The following is a 16,057-nucleotide window of genomic DNA, read 5'->3' as shown; positions in this document are numbered from 1 at the left end:
CCCCGCTTTATTCGATTTCTTCCAGCAGCTTGTAGGCTTCTTCTGTTGTTTTCACGGAAAGCAGCCGCTTCCTATAATTGTCATCCATTAGCTTTCGAGATAGCATCTGCAGTATTTTGAGATGCTGGTTTCCCCCGCTCTCTTTCGGTACAGCAATCATAAAGATTAATTTAGCTTCTGATCCATCCAGGCTATTCCAATCAACGCCTGATCGTTTGATCCCAAAGGCAACACTCGGCTCCCTGACCGCCTCAGACTTTCCGTGCGGAATTGCGATATTCATGCCGATCGCCGTTGTTCCCTGTTGTTCACGATTCAAAATGGCTTGTTTAAACCCGCTCTCTGAAAATAGCGCACCTCTTCGGGACAATTTCTGAATCAATTCATCTATGATGTCATCCCTCGTTTCCCCCGATAAATTTGGTTCAATTAATTCCGGGCTGATAATATCTGTCAGTTTTTTGATTTCCGACATCTCAGCTTTTTGGCTTTGATTTGGCTGCTTTATTTCATTTGCTGCCGCAGCTTCACTTGGCGCGGAGGGCGGTGCAGTTTCACTGAGCACAGGAGACGCCGTAATATCCTTTTTTAGTACATTGACGAACAGAGCAGTGACAAGAGATCCTGCAATCACAGCAATAAAAAACATCAAGACATGATCAACTGCGCCAAGCACTGCAACGATAGGTCCGCCGTGCGCCACTCTGTCTCCCACATTGCCAATCATGGCTATCACAGAACCTGTCATAGAACCTGCCATAATACTTGGAATGACTCGAAGAGGATCCTGCGCCGCAAATGGAATCGCTCCTTCAGTAATGCCGAAGAGTCCCATCGTAAATGCTGCTTTCCCCATTTCTCTTTGAGATGCCTCGAATTTTCTTTTTCCTAAAAACGTCGCAATGCCAAGACCAATCGGCGGGATGCAAATGGCGACAGCAATTGGTCCCATAATTTCATAATTTCCTTCTCCAATCATTGCCGATCCAAACAGAAACGCCACCTTATTTACGGGACCGCCCATATCAAATGAGATCATTGCCCCTAAAATCAATGCCAGAAGGATCGAGCTCGACCCTTTCATCCCCGCCAGCCAAACTGTTAAAGAGGCGAAAATTTGAGCTACAGGCGCGCCGATCAAAAACACAAACGCTAAACCTACAATCAGTGATGCAAACACCGGAATAATAATAATCGGCATAATCGGCTGGATGGCTTTTGGAACTTTTAATTTTTTGATCCCAAGTGCAGCGTATCCGGCCAAAAACCCGGCAATAATCCCCCCGAGAAATCCGGCGCCGCTTGCGCTGTCATAAAAACTTCCAGTCGCCGCAATATATCCGCCGATCATCCCTGGCACAAGCCCCGGTTTATCAGCGATGCTATAGGCGATATAGCCGGCTAAAATCGGAATCATAAATGAAAATGAAGCACTGCCGATCTGTTCAATCGTTTTCCAGAAGGAATCATCCGGAATAACTAAGCCTTTAGGTGTTTTCTCCCCTCCAAGCGTTAATGCAACCGCTATCAATAATCCGCCGACAACAATGAAAGGAACCATAAATGAAACGCCGTTCATTAAATGACGGTAAATTGGATTTTGTTTCTTCTCCTGATGATTGACGGATTCCGATTTTAAAGCGGAACGATAAACCGGTATATCCCCGTTAAGAGCTTTTTGAATCAATTCTTCCGGTTTGCGGATGCCGTCCTGTACCCCCACAGACAGCAGTTTTTTGCCTATAAACCGGTCTTTGTTTACCGAGCGGTCTGCAGCAATAATGATTGCATCCGCTTCGCGAATTTCCTCTTCGGTTAGCTTATTTTCGACACCAATTCCCCCCTGGGTCTCAACTTTGATGCTAACGCCCAGTCTGTCAGCAGCTTTTTGCAGATTTTCCGCTGCCATATACGTATGGGCGATTCCATTCGGACAAGATGTAATCGCTAACAGTTTCATAGGAAACCTCCTTTAAAGTGTGAATAATAAGATCTTGTCTCAACTGTATACCGAAATCAGCTCATTAAAATCGCTTTTTTTACCATAGGCTTCCGGTAATAAAGGCATTTTTCCCTATAACAAAAAAAGCAAGGAATAATCCCTGCTTTTAATAATCCAAATGAGATAAAAATGTCATGACATTGGCTTCTTTCGTCAGCTTCTGGACGAAGGCCGGCTGCTCGCTAAGATATGAAAGCTCGCTAAACAGCTGCTTTGTCATGGTTTGATCCTCGTGTTTGACAGCCAGCATAAAAACGAGCGAAACTTTTTCATTTCCCCATTCAAGCGGCTCCTTTAATGTGGCAATCGCGATTGCTGATTGTTTAATAAATTTAGCGTTTGCATGAGGAATGGCAATGCCTGACCCAATATTTGTCGCCGACATTTTTTCCCTCATCACCGCATGAACCGCATAGTCCTTATCAACATAGCCTTTCTCACACAAAGCTGTCGCCAGCTGTTCGATTAACTTGTAGCGATGCTCCGCCTCCTGCTGCAAAAAAACCAAAAAAGGAGTCGTATTGTTCAGCATCTGAAACGTTTTTTGTTTTTGGCGGTGTGATTCGCCCAGATGACGTATAAACGCACTTAATTTCTTCTCTTCGCCAGGCTCTAAAAGCGGAGACACAACAATATGGGGAACCGTTATATTCTCCAGCGCAATGGTGGATATGACAAGATCAATATCCTCATGCTTTTTGATATAATCCTTTAAATCGGCCTTTGCAATACAGGCCATTACAGCGATTTGATGACATTTCCGTTCAATTTTTGTCCGCAGCAATTGTGACATCCCAATCCCCATGTGGCAGACGATAATCGCCTTTTTATGTGTCTCGCTGTTGCACTGCATCCGTTCGATCGCTGCCTGAAAATGCAATGTCAAATATGCTGCCTCTTCCTCAGGAATATGAAGATCAAATGTTTGATTGATATCTTCCAAAACATCAATGATGAGGTGGAACAAATAAGGGTACATCTTTTTGATGTCATTGAGCATAGGATTTGCTACAGAAAGATCGTAGCTCAGCCGTTGTAGCACAGTATTGAGATGAATGTTCAAACCATTGATCAAATCCTGATCCTTATGAAAATCCATCATTTTCAGCTCTGAAACACGATTGATTAAATGCCCTACAACCTTAGGAAGCACAGCATTTTCAAGGTTCTCTTCTGTCTGCAATGGATAACGAACTTTACCGCCCAATATATGTAATGTTAAGTACACGGCTTCTTCTTCAGGGAAGCGGATTGCAAAAACCGGTTCAAGCCGCTGTAAACAAGCAAATGTCCATTGATATTCTTTCCTCTTTCTTACTGCCGCCATTTCTTTTGGGGACAATGAAATCGGCTGCTTCATTTTGATGCGGCGGACCATTAACAATGTATGCAGCAGCAAGCTTTCAAACGTTTCGTCTGTGAAATAGAGGGCATGCTTTTTTTGTAGTGATTTGATTTCTTTCGTCACAAAGTCTACTTCATAATGTAAAAACTTACTTTTAATAAATTGGCTGGTAAACTCTGTATTGTGAATCAAATCAGATATTCTTGCCAATGCCTTTCTTTTATTTCTTTCGTTCCCTTCAACCTTTAATCCAAGCCGCTGCCTAGAAACCAGTGTGAGATCAAAACGCTTCAGCCACTCTTCTACTGCGTATAAATCCTTTTTTATGGAAGATCGATTGACAAAATGCCGAGCAGCAATGTCTTTTGCGGAAACAGGCTTCGGATTCATTAATAAGTCATAAGCAATGTGCAGCATTCTTTCTTCATCGCTCCGCTGCCTAGAAGAAAAATGTTCAGTATGTAATTGTTGGCTTAGCCAGGTCCTTTCCTGTTCTTCTATATGTAAATAAACGCCCAACCCTGGTTTTCGAATAAGCTGTGCATGAGAATGCTCATTGAGATAATCCTCGATCACTTTCAAATCATTCCGGATTGTTTTTTCAGAACACTGTACCCTATCTGCGAAATCTTGCACAACTAAATAGTCATCAGGTTCAGATAACAACAGATACAAAATCTCTTTTTGTCTTGTATTTATGTATTCCATCTGTTTTTCTATCCTTCCTGTCAGTATCTACTTGAGCAAATTGATAGTATAAGTATACTATATAAGAAACCGTTTACATTATAAAATAAAATCATAGAGACAAAAGTTTCGTTTTTTACCGAAGCTTCCGGAAAAAAGCGATTTTTATATTCTTTGAGTTTGCTATGTAATGTATTTTTTATCGTTATTCAGCAGAAATTCATAAAAATACTCCAATTCTTCACCTATTTAGAACGAGGATTTTCTAATGTATGAGTACGAAAATAAGAACATGATGAAGAAAAGTGATTTGGTATCTTCGGGGATAAAGTGCAGGTAACAAAATTTCCACACGCTCAACAAACTAATAACCATCAAATGTGTGCTATTAACATTTTAAGGATGGCCATTCTCTCTCAGCAATTTTCAATCATAAATACAAACTCTGTGCAGAGCACACAATAGTCTTAGCTCAAATCAATTGATCGTTCACATATTATTAACATTTATTTACAAGGAAAATAATTACTTTTATTGAATTGTTATAGTGCAAGACAAAAAACTTTAAAGGAGTGTTTCAAAATGAATTTCAAAAAAACTGTTGTTTCTGCTTTATCGATTTCTGCGTTAGCTCTGTCGGTCAGCGGGGTAGCTTCAGCTCATGAAATAAACTCCACACCTACTGAAGTAAAGAACATTTCTATTTCACCTACACATGTTATCAAGATTCAAGACTATAATTTACCTCTAAAAGTTGGAGAAACCTATTCTGTTAAAAATAATTCAGCTACTCGTTATTGGACTGATAACCAAAAAGTTGCTGAAGTCGATCAAAATGGTTTAGTGACGGCTAAATCAAAAGGGAAAGCCACGATTACTTTGTTTAAAGGTACTGCAGTATTCGGAAAAGTATATGTAACGGTTTATTAATCTCTTATCCGCCAGATTTTCTGGATGTAAAACACGCATGAATAAAATAAGGTCCCCCTCTAAAAAGAGAAGGGACCTTATTTTAATTCAATTGCGCTTCAAGTTTAGATTTAGTTTTGGGAATACATCATACATTGGTGTATATTGTGTTTCAGTAGCTTAACCCCGAATAAATCCACCTTCTGAATGAATAATTTGTCCAGTTATCCATTCAGCCTCATCACTTGCAAGAAAAGCAATCATTCGTGCCGCATCATCTGGTGTGCCAATACGCCCCATTGGAAATTTAGGTGAAAGAAAATTTCTTATTTCATCTGTCATCCATGTAGAATCTGTTGGACCTGGGTTTACAGCGTTAACAGTGATGCCCAATGGTGCAAGTTCTTGTGATAACGACCTAGTAAAGGCAGAAATAGCTCCTTTAGTAGCTGCATACGCTAACTCCCCAGGCAAAGGACCTAAATCCTGCCCTGATGTCATATTGATGATTCTTCCTGATAGTAAATTAGATTTTTTAAACCGACGGGCGAATTCAACACAAAGAAGAAAATTCGATCTCATATTAACCGCATAATGATCATCAAGTGATTTAGCATCTAACGATACATAATTATCACTTGCGGAATGAGCTGCATTATTAATAAGGATGGAAGGATATCCTAATTTATCTGAAATTTTTTCATGTATTGTGAATGCAGCATGTGCATCTGATAAATCAATTTTCATTGCCTCACAGCGCACACCCATACGTAAAATTTCTTGTTGAAATTCTTCTATCCAGGCCGCATCAGAATTCCAGTGAGTAAAGAAAATATGTATACCTTGTGAGGCTAACTTACGACAAATAGCAGTACCAATATCCCCTTGACTGCTTGCTCCTGTAATTAGTGCAATTTTTTCTTGAGAATGACTCATTATTTTAACCTCCAATTTATACGGAGTATCTCCATTATTATGGTAACAAGTTCTCCAAAGAATATAATCCATGAAATCAAACAGAGCTGACTTTGAATACATTTCAAAATCAGCTCAAAAAAAACATTTTCGTCTCAAAAAATATTAAATAGAAAAAAATAAGAGTTGGACAACAATTTACTACTTAATCACAAGTGGCTGATTCTAAGTCATTGAATGTCTTTTTTTTAAAGAGCCTTTCAATCATTCACATTGCTTTTCATTAACCATTCTACTTCCGTTAATTCTTGTTTTTGAACGTCTATTGTGTGTTTTTTCGTGAAATGGGTTTTCACAGCTTCTTCGTTTTCCCAAATCTCCCAAAGCATTATTTTACGTTCTGATGGCTCAAGCGGATAAGCATGGAATGTAATACAACCCTCTTCTTTGTTCGTTTCTTCCTCAAGTTTTTTGAATTCCTTCATTATCTCATTAAGGTCTTTATCACTGATGATTTTTAAACATGCCGTTATGTAATGCATCGAAATTCCCCCTCCCATCATTTTATGGCTTTTCATTATAACATTTTCTTGAAAAAGATAGATGCCATTTATAAATCATTAAACGAGAGATTTAGTCATTGCTCTAACATATTATCGCGAAGCCGAAAAATATCTTGATTTATTAAATCTTGAAGAAAATCGCCTATGAAATTCATAAGAATCGAAAGCACATTTATGAGTCCAAAGCGATTTTTAATCTGGCGTATGTCAAAGCAAAGAAGAATGATTTAAAGGCTGCGTTAGAATTATACCAGGAAGGTCAGAAGGTTGCTTCCCGACACAACAACCAGGAAGTAACCGAGAAATTAAAACTGGTTAAAGGTCTTTATTTATCATTTGACTTACAAACACTTAGAGAAGTGTTCAAGTTCTTCAAAGAGAAAAACCTTTATGGTGATATGGAAGAATACGCTGTTGCTGTTGCTGATTTTTTGACCAACAAAGAAGACAGACATGATGCGGTCGATTTTTATCAAATGGCAATTGAAGCACGTAAACAAATTCAAAGGGGGAAACAAACATTTAAATGAAAAAATGTAAAATTGCAATTTGTTTAGCGCTCTTGCTTGGCATTGTTGGAGTATCCAGCGCTTCATACGCTCTTTCTGAGCAGTCCACTTATAAGGTCGCAGATAGAGCAGCAACTTAATATGATATTAAGAAATAACCTCATTTTGGACTTTAGAAATGGGGTTTTTATTTTATCTTCTCAACTCAATATTATTCCTGAGTTTTCATTTAAATCATATACTGCATTAATAAACCGACAGCCCCTATAAAAAGTAAAAAACCCTTGCGCAGCAAGGGTTTAAGCTATGATTCCGACTGGGCTCGAACCAGGGATCACTACCCTGTCACAAGGTAGCGATTATGTTCTGACACGAACAGACGTTTTATTCCCAAACCCTATTTTATAGGGTTTTCTTACATAAGTTTCTGATTAAAAATATTCCTTTTTGTTTGATTAAATTTGTATAAAGCCCGCCTAAAAAACGTCGGGCTTTTAATTAATTCTTGTTGGTTATACTGTTTTACAGTTGTTGGTTTTGGGCTGTAATAAGATGGTCAGGGCTATACCTGATGCCAGAGTTAAAAAATAGCCACATAGCATCAAATAGGGGGCGATTTCGTTTTTGAGAAAATAAAGCCCAAAGAGAATAACGGCTGTACCGATAGTGAAATAAATCGGCTTTTTACTTTTCAAAGTCAAACGGCTTGATTGAGAAAACTTTTTGTAGATTAAAGGCAAGCCGGTATAAACCCCTATGAAAAATGTAAATAAAATAGACCAAAGGAAACCGATTGGCGAGAAATAGCTCTCGGAAAATATTCCGTCGAAAGCCCAATTGCTCAACACAACGAAGCCAAATAGATAAACAAATGCCAATATGATCTTGACCATGATATCCCTCCCCTACAATCCAATATACACGTGATATAAGGTTGTTTAAATGGGTAAAACCATTCATTTACTTTTCAATCTTCCCGCTTCTTCAAAGCCTAATACTTTAATCAATAGCACCATTTGTTACTTTCGTCTCATTTACCAATATTATACACCAAGATAAGATGGGGACGAAAACATTAAGGAGGGATAAAATGAAAAAATTACTTGTGGGTGTGGTTTTTGCCCTAGCTTTGAGTTTTTCATCTCTGTTTAGTCCTCAAAGTGCAAATGCTGCCGAAAAAGTGGACAAGAATTCTGATCTGATTATTGATAAGGCGACCTTTCACGAGGTAACAAAACAAAAAAACTTAAGAACCCTTTCATCTGAGAAAATCCCAACTGTTAAAGAAGTGAATAAGGCTTTAAACAGTATGCATGTCAGCAAAGATCATCCATATCAAGAAATTGATCTCGGTAATGGTTTCACTGTGGAAATGGGCGTCAGTACAGATATGGGAATGGAAAAGATAAAAACACAGGCCACCCAAAATAAAACTGCAAGTGGTTATTACGCTGTAAAGTTTACAGGGATAAAATTATATGATATTCGAGTAAGTGACAACTATTCATACGAATATGGAAAGAAAATAACAAAGTGGGAAAGCCCGCCAAGTGCATCCGCTTCAGGTTTTGCTGGCTGGAATGGTAAAATCACTTCCAAGAAAATTGCAAACATTGATAAAACAGCTAAGGATGCAATCGCCAATTCTGATTACACGTTTGTAAAGTATGGAGGTAACCGCCACGGCCATATGGAATTACGATTCACTGCAACCGGAAACTGGTACACACATCACGTTTCTATTAAATAAGAGAAAAAGTCCTCCCAATCGGGAAGGGCTTTTTTATTTAAGAAGGGATTCGAGCTTCGCTTTAGTTTTCGGGCCATAAATGCCATTAGGATTTAAACCATTCATCAGCTGGAATCGTCTTACTGCGTCATTAGTTTCCAAACAAATAATCCGAATAGGTAAATTGACACATATCAAATTATTCATTTCACACTTTTGAATTACACCGCTGTCTATTTCTTCATTTTCCCATGGTAAAATCTTGTTGGAGCTATTCAAACGAAAGGATATGATCATGAAAGTATTTGAAGCCAAATCACTGCTTTCAGAAGCAGATAGACGCGCAAAGGAATACAAGGAATTAAGAAGTCAGATGGTCAATCTAAAAAAGGCTTTTAAAGCTGTAGCTGATTTAGATGACAGTGAGTTTTCCGGCAAAGGCGCCGACAACATTAAAGCATTTTATCAAGACCATGCAGGTGTAGCTGACAATTGGATTGACTTACTTGATATGAAAATTGCTTTCTTGACAAGCATTTCAGGCACTCTAGAGGACGCCAGCTTATCTGATGCTTATATAGAAGAATCCTTCTTAGAACACGAGCTGGCTAACGCCTACACAAAATCAAAATCTATTATGTCTGAACAAAAGAAAGCCATGAAAGATATCTTACATGATATCGACGATATCCTTCCGCTTGATCTGTTTTCAACTGAGGACTTTAAAGACGAACTCGCCGATGCGGAGGACAAACGCAAAAAAACAGTCGATAAACTAGGCAGCGTGGACGAAGCACTTGTTTCTGAATATGCCCAGTCAGAGCCAAATGAGCAATTCATCAAGAAGGACTTTCAAAAGCTTGAGGAATCCACAGGCAAAGGCAAGAATGCCGCACCTATCCACTACAATGCCAAGGCATACCGTGAAAGTGACATACATAAGAAAAAAGGCGATATTGAGAAAAAAACTGAAGCTTATTTGAAGATCAAGAAAGATGAAGCGAAAGAACGAGAAATCAAAGAGTTGAAGAAGAAGCTAGCTAATGGCGTGACGGATCCGGATGAATACTTAGAAATTGCCAAGAAAGTCGGCTATGAGAACCTTACCCCTGAACAGCTTGAATTTGTTTCATTTCTTGAACAGCGTAAAGCTTTCATGGATAACGGAAAAGAAGTGTTGCAAATCATAGGTGATGGCGCCAAGGGTGCGATTGTTGGTATATACGATCTTGCCAAGGATACCGGTGAAGGAGCCATTCAATTCGGATGGAATATCGGTTGGACAATTGACAACTTAAACAAGGATCCTCAAAAAGTGCTGGATACCGTTTTGGAATACGACTATCAAGCTGCCTTTCAAAGTATGGTTGACACATTGAAGGATAATTGGGATAAAAAAATGATTCACGGGGATGCATATACACGGATGCACTATGTTACTTATTTGGGCGGAAGTCTTCTGTTATTGAAAGGTGGAAAGTCCTCTGTCTCAACAGGATCGAAGGATCTTGCTACAGTTGGGAAAGTAGCTGGTGGCACAATTAAGAAAGGTGGTCAGTCCGTAAAACAGTTTGTCAAATCTCCTGTCAATCGGTATACTCCTGCATTAGAAGGAATTCTTCAAGATGCTGAGAAAACCATTAACGTGAAAAATACTCCGCTGCTTAAAAGCATTGCGGAAGATAAAAAAGAGAGTGTTCTCAGAAGATCTGAACGTTCTAACAATAAGGATACGGGTAAATATAATACGGGAACGATAAAACACATTTACCATGGTGAAATTAATAGACGCGGTAAAGCGGTTGGATATCATCATGAAAGTATGATGGGTGGAAAAATTATACCTGGATCCGAGAAAACACCTGATAAAAATGGTGTCTATGAAGCCAATGTTGAAATAAGTGGGAAGAGAAAAATAGCCAAATCTAGTTTTTTTCCGAAGGAATGGAATCGTGTAGATGTGTTAAAAGCTATTGATGAAGCGTATCAAAATAAAAAAAAGATAGGTGCTAATAAGTTTATAGGTGAAAATTCAACAGGAATCAAAATAGAAATGTTCTTAAATAAGGATGGTTCAATAGCCACTGCCTATCCTTTGTATAATAAATAGCATAGAAGGTGAAAAACAAGATGAGATATTCATATGAATTTAAAAAAGATCCATTTGGTATAACAAGAATAATACTACCGGAAAAATTAACTGTTTTCTCGGACGTTTTTGAGGATATTTCAACAAAAGAGGAAGCAGACGAGTATATTGGATACGTTAAGAAGGTTTTAACAGGAGATTATGAAGACTTTGAAATTACGTTGAATGCTACAAGTATAATAATTAAGAAAAACATGACAATAGCTGAGCATCATTACCGGGTTGATGAGCCTTTTGAAAGTATTATAGAAACTGATGAGTTTTTAGAGTTGATTTTAATATGGAAAGAGACGATAGAATAGATAATTGGATATTGAAGATATAATTACTTAAGCGCTTGATTGTCTTTTTAGGCAACAAGTGGAAAAATTGTTGCTTCGCGATGCCTGGGAAGGCGGAGAACATCAATATATATTTCACAGTGGTAAAGGAAAACCTTACTACTATACAACCCCTACCGCAAAATGGACAAAAATAAAAAAGAAGTACGGCCTAAAAGATGTTCGTCTTCATGACTTGCGGCATACTATGGTGGCTCTCCTTATAGAAGCTGGAGAAAGTCTCAGTGCTATTCAAAGAAGAGCTGGACACGCCAGTGCTCGAACAACTAGTGATATTTATGGTCATGTTACCGGGAAACTCGAAAATAGCACAGTAAAACACTTTAACCAGTTCGATCCTAGAAACCTAGCACAAAAACAGAGTTGATTTTGAAATCCTCTTCAAAATCAGCTCAAAAAAATAATTTCCTCCCCAATTCGTCCCCAACTCGATGAATGATAACAAAATCAATAAATAAGCAAAGTAAAAAACCCTTGCTACGCAAGGGTTTAAGCTATGATTCCGACTGGGCTCGAACCAGCGACCTCTACCCTGTCAAGGTAGCGCTCTCCCAGCTGAGCTACGGAATCATGATATGTATGGCTGGGTATGTTGTTGTCTTTCTGACAAGTTCTATTATATAACCTTCCCTTCTATTCGTCAACTGCTTTTTCAGAAAAACTTTTTTTGGACTTGCTGTTCTGTTCCCCGGCCATTATAATATGTCTTAATTTTCTAACAATAGGGGTGATGGGGTTTTGCATTCTTTGATTTCTTCCGATGATGTTTGGATATTATGGGGGTTTATTGCGGTGTGGGCGGCAGTGAGCATCGGGCTGGAGCAGCGCTTTAAGTGGGCGTCCGCTGTGTCGGGTGCTATTATCGCCCTGGCAGGTGCTATGGTGTTTACAAATGTAGGAGTGTTTCCTGTTGAGTCGCCTGTGTATGACACTGTGTGGTCTTATGTGGTACCACTGGCGATACCACTTTTATTGTTTCAGATCAATGTTAGGCAAATTTTTAAGGAAAGCAGGCGTTTGCTGTTTATTTTTCTGATTAGCTCCGTTGGAACAGTGCTTGGCAGTATCCTGGCTTTTTTTCTACTCAAACAGCATATTCCTTACTTAGATAAAATCGGTGGGATGATCAGCGCCTCTTATATCGGCGGCGGGATCAACTTTGCGGCGATGGCGGCAAAATTTGAGACGCCTGGTGAATATGTGTCGGCTACCGTTGTGGCTGATAATTTTATGATGGCGCTTTTGTTTTTTATTTTAATCAGCATTCCTGCACTCAAATGGTTTCAGCGGCATTATGCCATGCCGTTTGAAGAGAAGGTAAAAGCCGATGGAAACAGCGGAAACAGTGCTGAAAGCTATTGGAAACGGAAGGATGTTTCCTTAAAGGATATCGCATTTAATGCCGGTGCTGCTTTCGCGCTTGTTGCGGTGAGTATGAAGGTTTCCGGTTATTTGAAAAGCATTTTTTCTCATCCCCTGCTGACCGGTACGCTTGGCGATCAGTACCTGGTGCTTACGTCTTTAACTGTTCTTATCATTTTTCTTTTCCCGCGTTTTTTTGAAAGGCTCAATGGATCTCAGGAGCTTGGAACCTTTTTGATTTATTTGTTTTTTGTGGTGATCGGCATTCCTGCAGATCTCCGCTTAATCGTCACGAATGCGCCTCTTATTCTATTATTCGTGTTTATCATTGCGATCAGCAATTTATCAGTTTCCTTAGCTGCCGGAAAATTGTTCCGTGTGCGGCTTGAAGAAATTCTGCTCGCCGTCAACGCTACTGTCGGGGGACCGACGACTGCGGCTGCGATGGCAATTGCCAAGGGATGGCGGGAGCTTGTCGCCCCGATCATGCTTGTCGGTACGCTCGGCTACTTAATCGGCAACTATGTTGGCACTTTTATGGGAAATTGGTTTTCTTCCTTCTTATAAAAAGGATATTTGCATTTCCCTGAGAATAATGTAAGAGGAATGCTGACATGAGAACGGAGAGATCACTGTATGTTAAAAGGAAAAACCATTTATGTTAGACCTTTAGAAGTAACGGATGCCGAAGAAAATCTGCGGCTGCAAAGCGAAAATCGAGATTTTTTCGAACAGTTTTCTATGATACGCGCAGACGATTACTATACGGTTGAGGGGCAAAGAAAACGGATAACCGAGTATCAGGAAAGACTTGAGAAAGATGAAGAATATCATTTTGGCATCTTACAGCGTCAGACGATAGATTAATCGGGACGGTTTCGCTCTTTCAAATCATCCGTGGCGCGCTGCAAACTGCGTTCATTGGGTATAAGCCCATAATGGAAAGGGCATTATGACAGAGGCAGTCAGATTGGTTGTTGATTATGCGTTCCACGAATTGAAACTGCATCGGATTGAAGCCGGTGTGATGCCCCGTAATCTCGGGTCCATGCGTGTTTTAGAAAAAGCGGGATTTCATAAAGAAGGCATCGCCCGAAAAAATGTGAAAATTAACGGCGTTTGGGAGGATCATCAAGTCCTCGCGATTCTGAATCCTGATGACGAACAATACTAAAAGAAGCCGGGACATCCCCGGCTTCTTTTTTAACGAACCGCAACTGGAGCAATTTCTTTCAGCGCTTGTTCGAAATCGTGTTCTAAATCGTCTGCATGTTCGACGCCCACACTCAGACGGAGCAGGCCATCAGTGATACCGCGTTTTTCACGCTCTTCCTTAGGCATTGCCGCGTGAGACATCGTTGCCGGATAGGACAAAATTGATTCCACTGCGCCAAGGCTGACAGCGAAGACCGGCAGTGACACATTCTCGACTAATTTCTTAACGGCCTCTTTGCTTTCAAGCTCAAAAGATAGCACGGCGCCCGCTCCCTTCGACTGGCTTTTATGGGTTTCAGCGCCGGGATGATCAGCCAGTCCCGGATAATACACGCGCTTCACCGCCGGGTGCTTCTGGAAAAATTCCGCAAGCCGCTGGGCTGTTTGACTCGCTTTCTCTAAACGGACCTGCAATGTTTTTAATCCGCGCAGGACAAGCCAGCAATCCTGTACGCCAAGGACGGCGCCGAACGCGTTTTGCAGCTTATACAGCTTCTTCCCAAGCTCTTCATCTTTGACAGCAGCCAAACCTGAGAGCACATCGCTGTGTCCGCTTAAGAATTTTGTCGCGCTGTGAAGTACAATATCCACGCCGAGATCAAGCGGACGCTGCAGTGCCGGCGTCATAAATGTATTGTCCAGAAAGGTCAGGCAGCCGTTTTCTTTTGCAAGCTGAACAACCGCTTTAATATCCGTAATCCCAAGTGTCGGATTTGATGGCGTCTCCATATAAATGACCTTTGTGTTCGGCTTGATGCTCCGCGCCAATTCATTACGATCCGTCATGTCGACAAACGTATGCTCAATGCCAAACCGGGTCAGCACCTCTGTCACCATACGGAAGGTTCCGCCGTATACATCTTCTGTCACAAGAACGTGATCACCCTGTGACAGCAGTAAAAATGCTGTTGAGATAGCAGCCATGCCTGAACTGAAAGCAAATCCTCTTGTTCCGCCTTCCAATGCGGCAATTGTTTCTTCGAGAGCTGTTCTTGTCGGCGTGCCAGAGCGGCTGTAATCATATGCCCCGAACTCTTCAAATGAAGATTGGTGAAAAGTCGAGGCGTGCTGAATCGGTACACTGACCGCCCCGGTTCCGCCGTCTGTTTTAAATGGATTGTGCACGAGCTGGGTTTCAAGCGTCCAATTGTGTTTACTCAAATGAAACAGCTCCCTCTTTGACCTGACATAATGCCTGCTTTAGATCCTCTTTTAAATCTTCCGCATGTTCAATTCCGACAGAAAAGCGCAGCAAACGATTGCACACCCCGTTTGCGATGCGGATCTCTTCAGGAATATCCATGTGCGTCTGGGTCGCAGGGTATGTAATAAAGCTTTCCACCCCGCCGAGACTTTCTGCAAAACAAATGGTCTTCAGTGCTTTTAAAAACGGATTGACCCATTCTTCTTTTTGCAGACGGAAGGACAGCATGCCGCCTTTTCCGGGATACAGCACATCCGAAATTTCTTCCTGCTCTTCTAAAAACGCCGCAAGCTCCTGCGCGTTTGCCTGATGCTGACGCATTCTGAGGCTCAGCGTCTTCATTCCTCTCATCAGAAGCCACGAATCAAATGGCGGCAGGACAGCGCCGATTGCATTTTGATGCTGAAACATTTCCTCTCCGAGCCGCTCATCCTTCACCACGACAAGCCCAGCAAGCAGATCGTTATGCCCGCCTAAATACTTGGTTGCGCTGTGAATGACAATGTCAGCTCCCAGCTCAAGCGGCCGCTGCAAGACCGGTGTATAAAATGTATTATCTACGATCAGCAGAAGACCGTGCTCCTTTGTAATCCGGGCAATATGTTCAATGTCCGCCTCCTGCATGAGGGGGTTTGTCGGCGTTTCCACAAACACCGCTTTTGTATTCGGCGTAATCTTAGAGCGTAAACAGTCCTCATCGCTGAAATCATCATAATGAAAAGTCAATCCGTATTTTTTCCATTCATTTTCAAATAAACGGTACGTGCCGCCATATAGGTCCGATGAAACGATCAGTTCATCTCCGCTTTTAAACAGCGCCATAATCGTTTGGATAGCAGCCATTCCCGAACTAAAGGCAAGCCCTCTTGCGCCGTTTTCTAAGTTAGCGATGGCGTCCTCAACAAGCTGGCGTGTCGGATTTTTTGTGCGGACATAATCAAATCCAGTTGATTCTCCGATCCCTCTGTGGCGGTATGCTGTTGATAAATAAATAGGAGCACTCACTGTTCCCGTGACTTCATCGCTTCGGTTCCCAATTTGGGCTAATTTCGTTTCAACGTGCTGTGACATATAGCTGACACCTTCCCTTTTCAAAATAAAAACCCCTTCTTCATAAGAAGAAGGGG

13 protein-coding genes, 1 tRNA gene and 3 pseudogenes are annotated in these 16,057 nt (G+C 40.8%); 8 read left to right on the top strand and 9 right to left on the bottom strand.

The window, feature by feature from the left end; translation table 11 throughout:
- Positions 1 to 7: 7 nt before the first annotated feature.
- Together manP and manR are read right to left on the bottom strand one after the other, a co-directional pair.
- Positions 8 to 1,960, bottom strand: a complete 1,953-nt coding sequence (gene manP, locus AC0OMA_RS06710) for a PTS mannose transporter subunit IIABC (RefSeq protein ID WP_322839554.1) — start codon at positions 1,958 to 1,960, stop codon at positions 8 to 10.
- A 148-nt stretch (positions 1,961 to 2,108) separates the two neighbouring features.
- A complete protein-coding gene (gene manR, locus AC0OMA_RS06705) occupies positions 2,109 to 4,055 on the bottom strand; it encodes a mannose transport/utilization transcriptional regulator ManR (RefSeq protein WP_047182458.1) in 1,947 nt (648 codons plus the stop codon).
- 561 nt (positions 4,056 to 4,616) lie between these two features.
- On the opposite strand from manR, the gene AC0OMA_RS06700 reads away from it, so the two are divergent.
- Positions 4,617 to 4,964 (top strand): BLB8/JUQZ-1 family protein, encoded by a 348-nt coding sequence (locus AC0OMA_RS06700; RefSeq protein WP_003232839.1) that lies wholly within the window; start codon positions 4,617 to 4,619, stop codon positions 4,962 to 4,964.
- Between the two features lie 159 nt (positions 4,965 to 5,123).
- Here the strand turns inward: AC0OMA_RS06700 and AC0OMA_RS06695 are convergent, their stop codons facing one another.
- Together AC0OMA_RS06695 and AC0OMA_RS06690 are read right to left on the bottom strand one after the other, a co-directional pair.
- Positions 5,124 to 5,879, bottom strand: coding sequence for an SDR family oxidoreductase (locus AC0OMA_RS06695; RefSeq protein ID WP_181218903.1), 756 nt, complete (start codon positions 5,877 to 5,879; stop codon positions 5,124 to 5,126).
- A gap of 239 nt (positions 5,880 to 6,118) precedes the next feature.
- Positions 6,119 to 6,436 carry a putative quinol monooxygenase gene (locus AC0OMA_RS06690; protein ID WP_080009786.1) on the bottom strand — a complete coding sequence of 106 codons (318 nt, stop codon included), beginning with the start codon at positions 6,434 to 6,436 and terminating at the stop codon, positions 6,119 to 6,121.
- Between the two features lie 113 nt (positions 6,437 to 6,549).
- Here AC0OMA_RS06690 and AC0OMA_RS06685 point away from each other — a divergent pair, with 113 nt between their 5' ends.
- The gene (locus AC0OMA_RS06685) at positions 6,550 to 6,951 is read left to right on the top strand and encodes a hypothetical protein (protein ID WP_252494321.1); all 402 of its coding nucleotides are present in this window, start codon (positions 6,550 to 6,552) and stop codon (positions 6,949 to 6,951) included.
- 491 nt (positions 6,952 to 7,442) lie between these two features.
- On the opposite strand, the gene AC0OMA_RS06680 is transcribed toward AC0OMA_RS06685, so the two are convergent.
- The gene (locus tag AC0OMA_RS06680; RefSeq protein ID WP_063335057.1) at positions 7,443 to 7,823 is read right to left on the bottom strand and encodes a hypothetical protein; all 381 of its coding nucleotides are present in this window, start codon (positions 7,821 to 7,823) and stop codon (positions 7,443 to 7,445) included.
- Between the two features lie 197 nt (positions 7,824 to 8,020).
- On the opposite strand from AC0OMA_RS06680, the gene AC0OMA_RS06675 reads away from it, so the two are divergent.
- A complete protein-coding gene (locus AC0OMA_RS06675) occupies positions 8,021 to 8,680 on the top strand; it encodes a hypothetical protein (RefSeq protein ID WP_100506172.1) in 660 nt (219 codons plus the stop codon).
- Between the two features lie 33 nt (positions 8,681 to 8,713).
- On the opposite strand, the pseudogene AC0OMA_RS06670 reads toward AC0OMA_RS06675, so the two are convergent.
- Positions 8,714 to 8,818 (bottom strand): annotated as a pseudogene (locus tag AC0OMA_RS06670) (peptidoglycan-binding domain-containing protein); the annotation flags it as partial.
- A 136-nt stretch (positions 8,819 to 8,954) separates the two neighbouring features.
- On the opposite strand from AC0OMA_RS06670, the gene AC0OMA_RS06665 reads away from it, so the two are divergent.
- The 3 genes and pseudogenes from AC0OMA_RS06665 to AC0OMA_RS06655 all read left to right on the top strand — a co-directional run.
- Positions 8,955 to 10,769, top strand: a complete 1,815-nt coding sequence (locus tag AC0OMA_RS06665) for a T7SS effector LXG polymorphic toxin (RefSeq protein ID WP_181218901.1) — start codon at positions 8,955 to 8,957, stop codon at positions 10,767 to 10,769.
- A 20-nt stretch (positions 10,770 to 10,789) separates the two neighbouring features.
- On the top strand, positions 10,790 to 11,110 hold the full coding sequence (locus tag AC0OMA_RS06660) for a hypothetical protein (protein WP_063335055.1): 321 nt from the start codon (positions 10,790 to 10,792) through the stop codon (positions 11,108 to 11,110).
- Positions 11,111 to 11,171: 61 nt separating this feature from the next.
- A pseudogene (locus AC0OMA_RS06655) lies at positions 11,172 to 11,516 on the top strand (tyrosine-type recombinase/integrase); the annotation flags it as partial.
- Positions 11,517 to 11,646: 130 nt separating this feature from the next.
- Here AC0OMA_RS06655 and AC0OMA_RS06650 read toward each other — a convergent pair.
- Positions 11,647 to 11,719 (bottom strand) — tRNA-Val (locus tag AC0OMA_RS06650).
- A gap of 168 nt (positions 11,720 to 11,887) precedes the next feature.
- Here AC0OMA_RS06650 and AC0OMA_RS06645 point away from each other — a divergent pair.
- Both AC0OMA_RS06645 and AC0OMA_RS06640 read left to right on the top strand, forming a co-directional pair.
- Positions 11,888 to 13,078: a DUF819 family protein gene (locus AC0OMA_RS06645; RefSeq protein ID WP_322840043.1), complete on the top strand. Its 1,191-nt coding sequence runs from the start codon at positions 11,888 to 11,890 to the stop codon at positions 13,076 to 13,078.
- A 69-nt stretch (positions 13,079 to 13,147) separates the two neighbouring features.
- A pseudogene (locus tag AC0OMA_RS06640) lies at positions 13,148 to 13,685 on the top strand (GNAT family N-acetyltransferase).
- 29 nt (positions 13,686 to 13,714) lie between these two features.
- Here AC0OMA_RS06640 and metC read toward each other — a convergent pair.
- Together metC and metI are read right to left on the bottom strand one after the other, a co-directional pair.
- A complete protein-coding gene (gene metC / locus AC0OMA_RS06635; RefSeq protein WP_015483095.1) occupies positions 13,715 to 14,887 on the bottom strand; it encodes a cystathionine beta-lyase in 1,173 nt (390 codons plus the stop codon).
- Positions 14,880 to 16,001, bottom strand: coding sequence for a cystathionine gamma-synthase/O-acetylhomoserine thiolyase (gene metI, locus AC0OMA_RS06630; RefSeq protein ID WP_003232857.1), 1,122 nt, complete (start codon positions 15,999 to 16,001; stop codon positions 14,880 to 14,882). Before metI ends, metC begins: the two co-directional genes overlap by 8 nt.
- Between the last annotated feature and the right edge of the window lie 56 nt (positions 16,002 to 16,057).

This window comes from Bacillus sp. AMCV2 (genome assembly GCF_056033925.1).
This window is presented reverse-complemented; position numbering and strand designations above follow the sequence as displayed.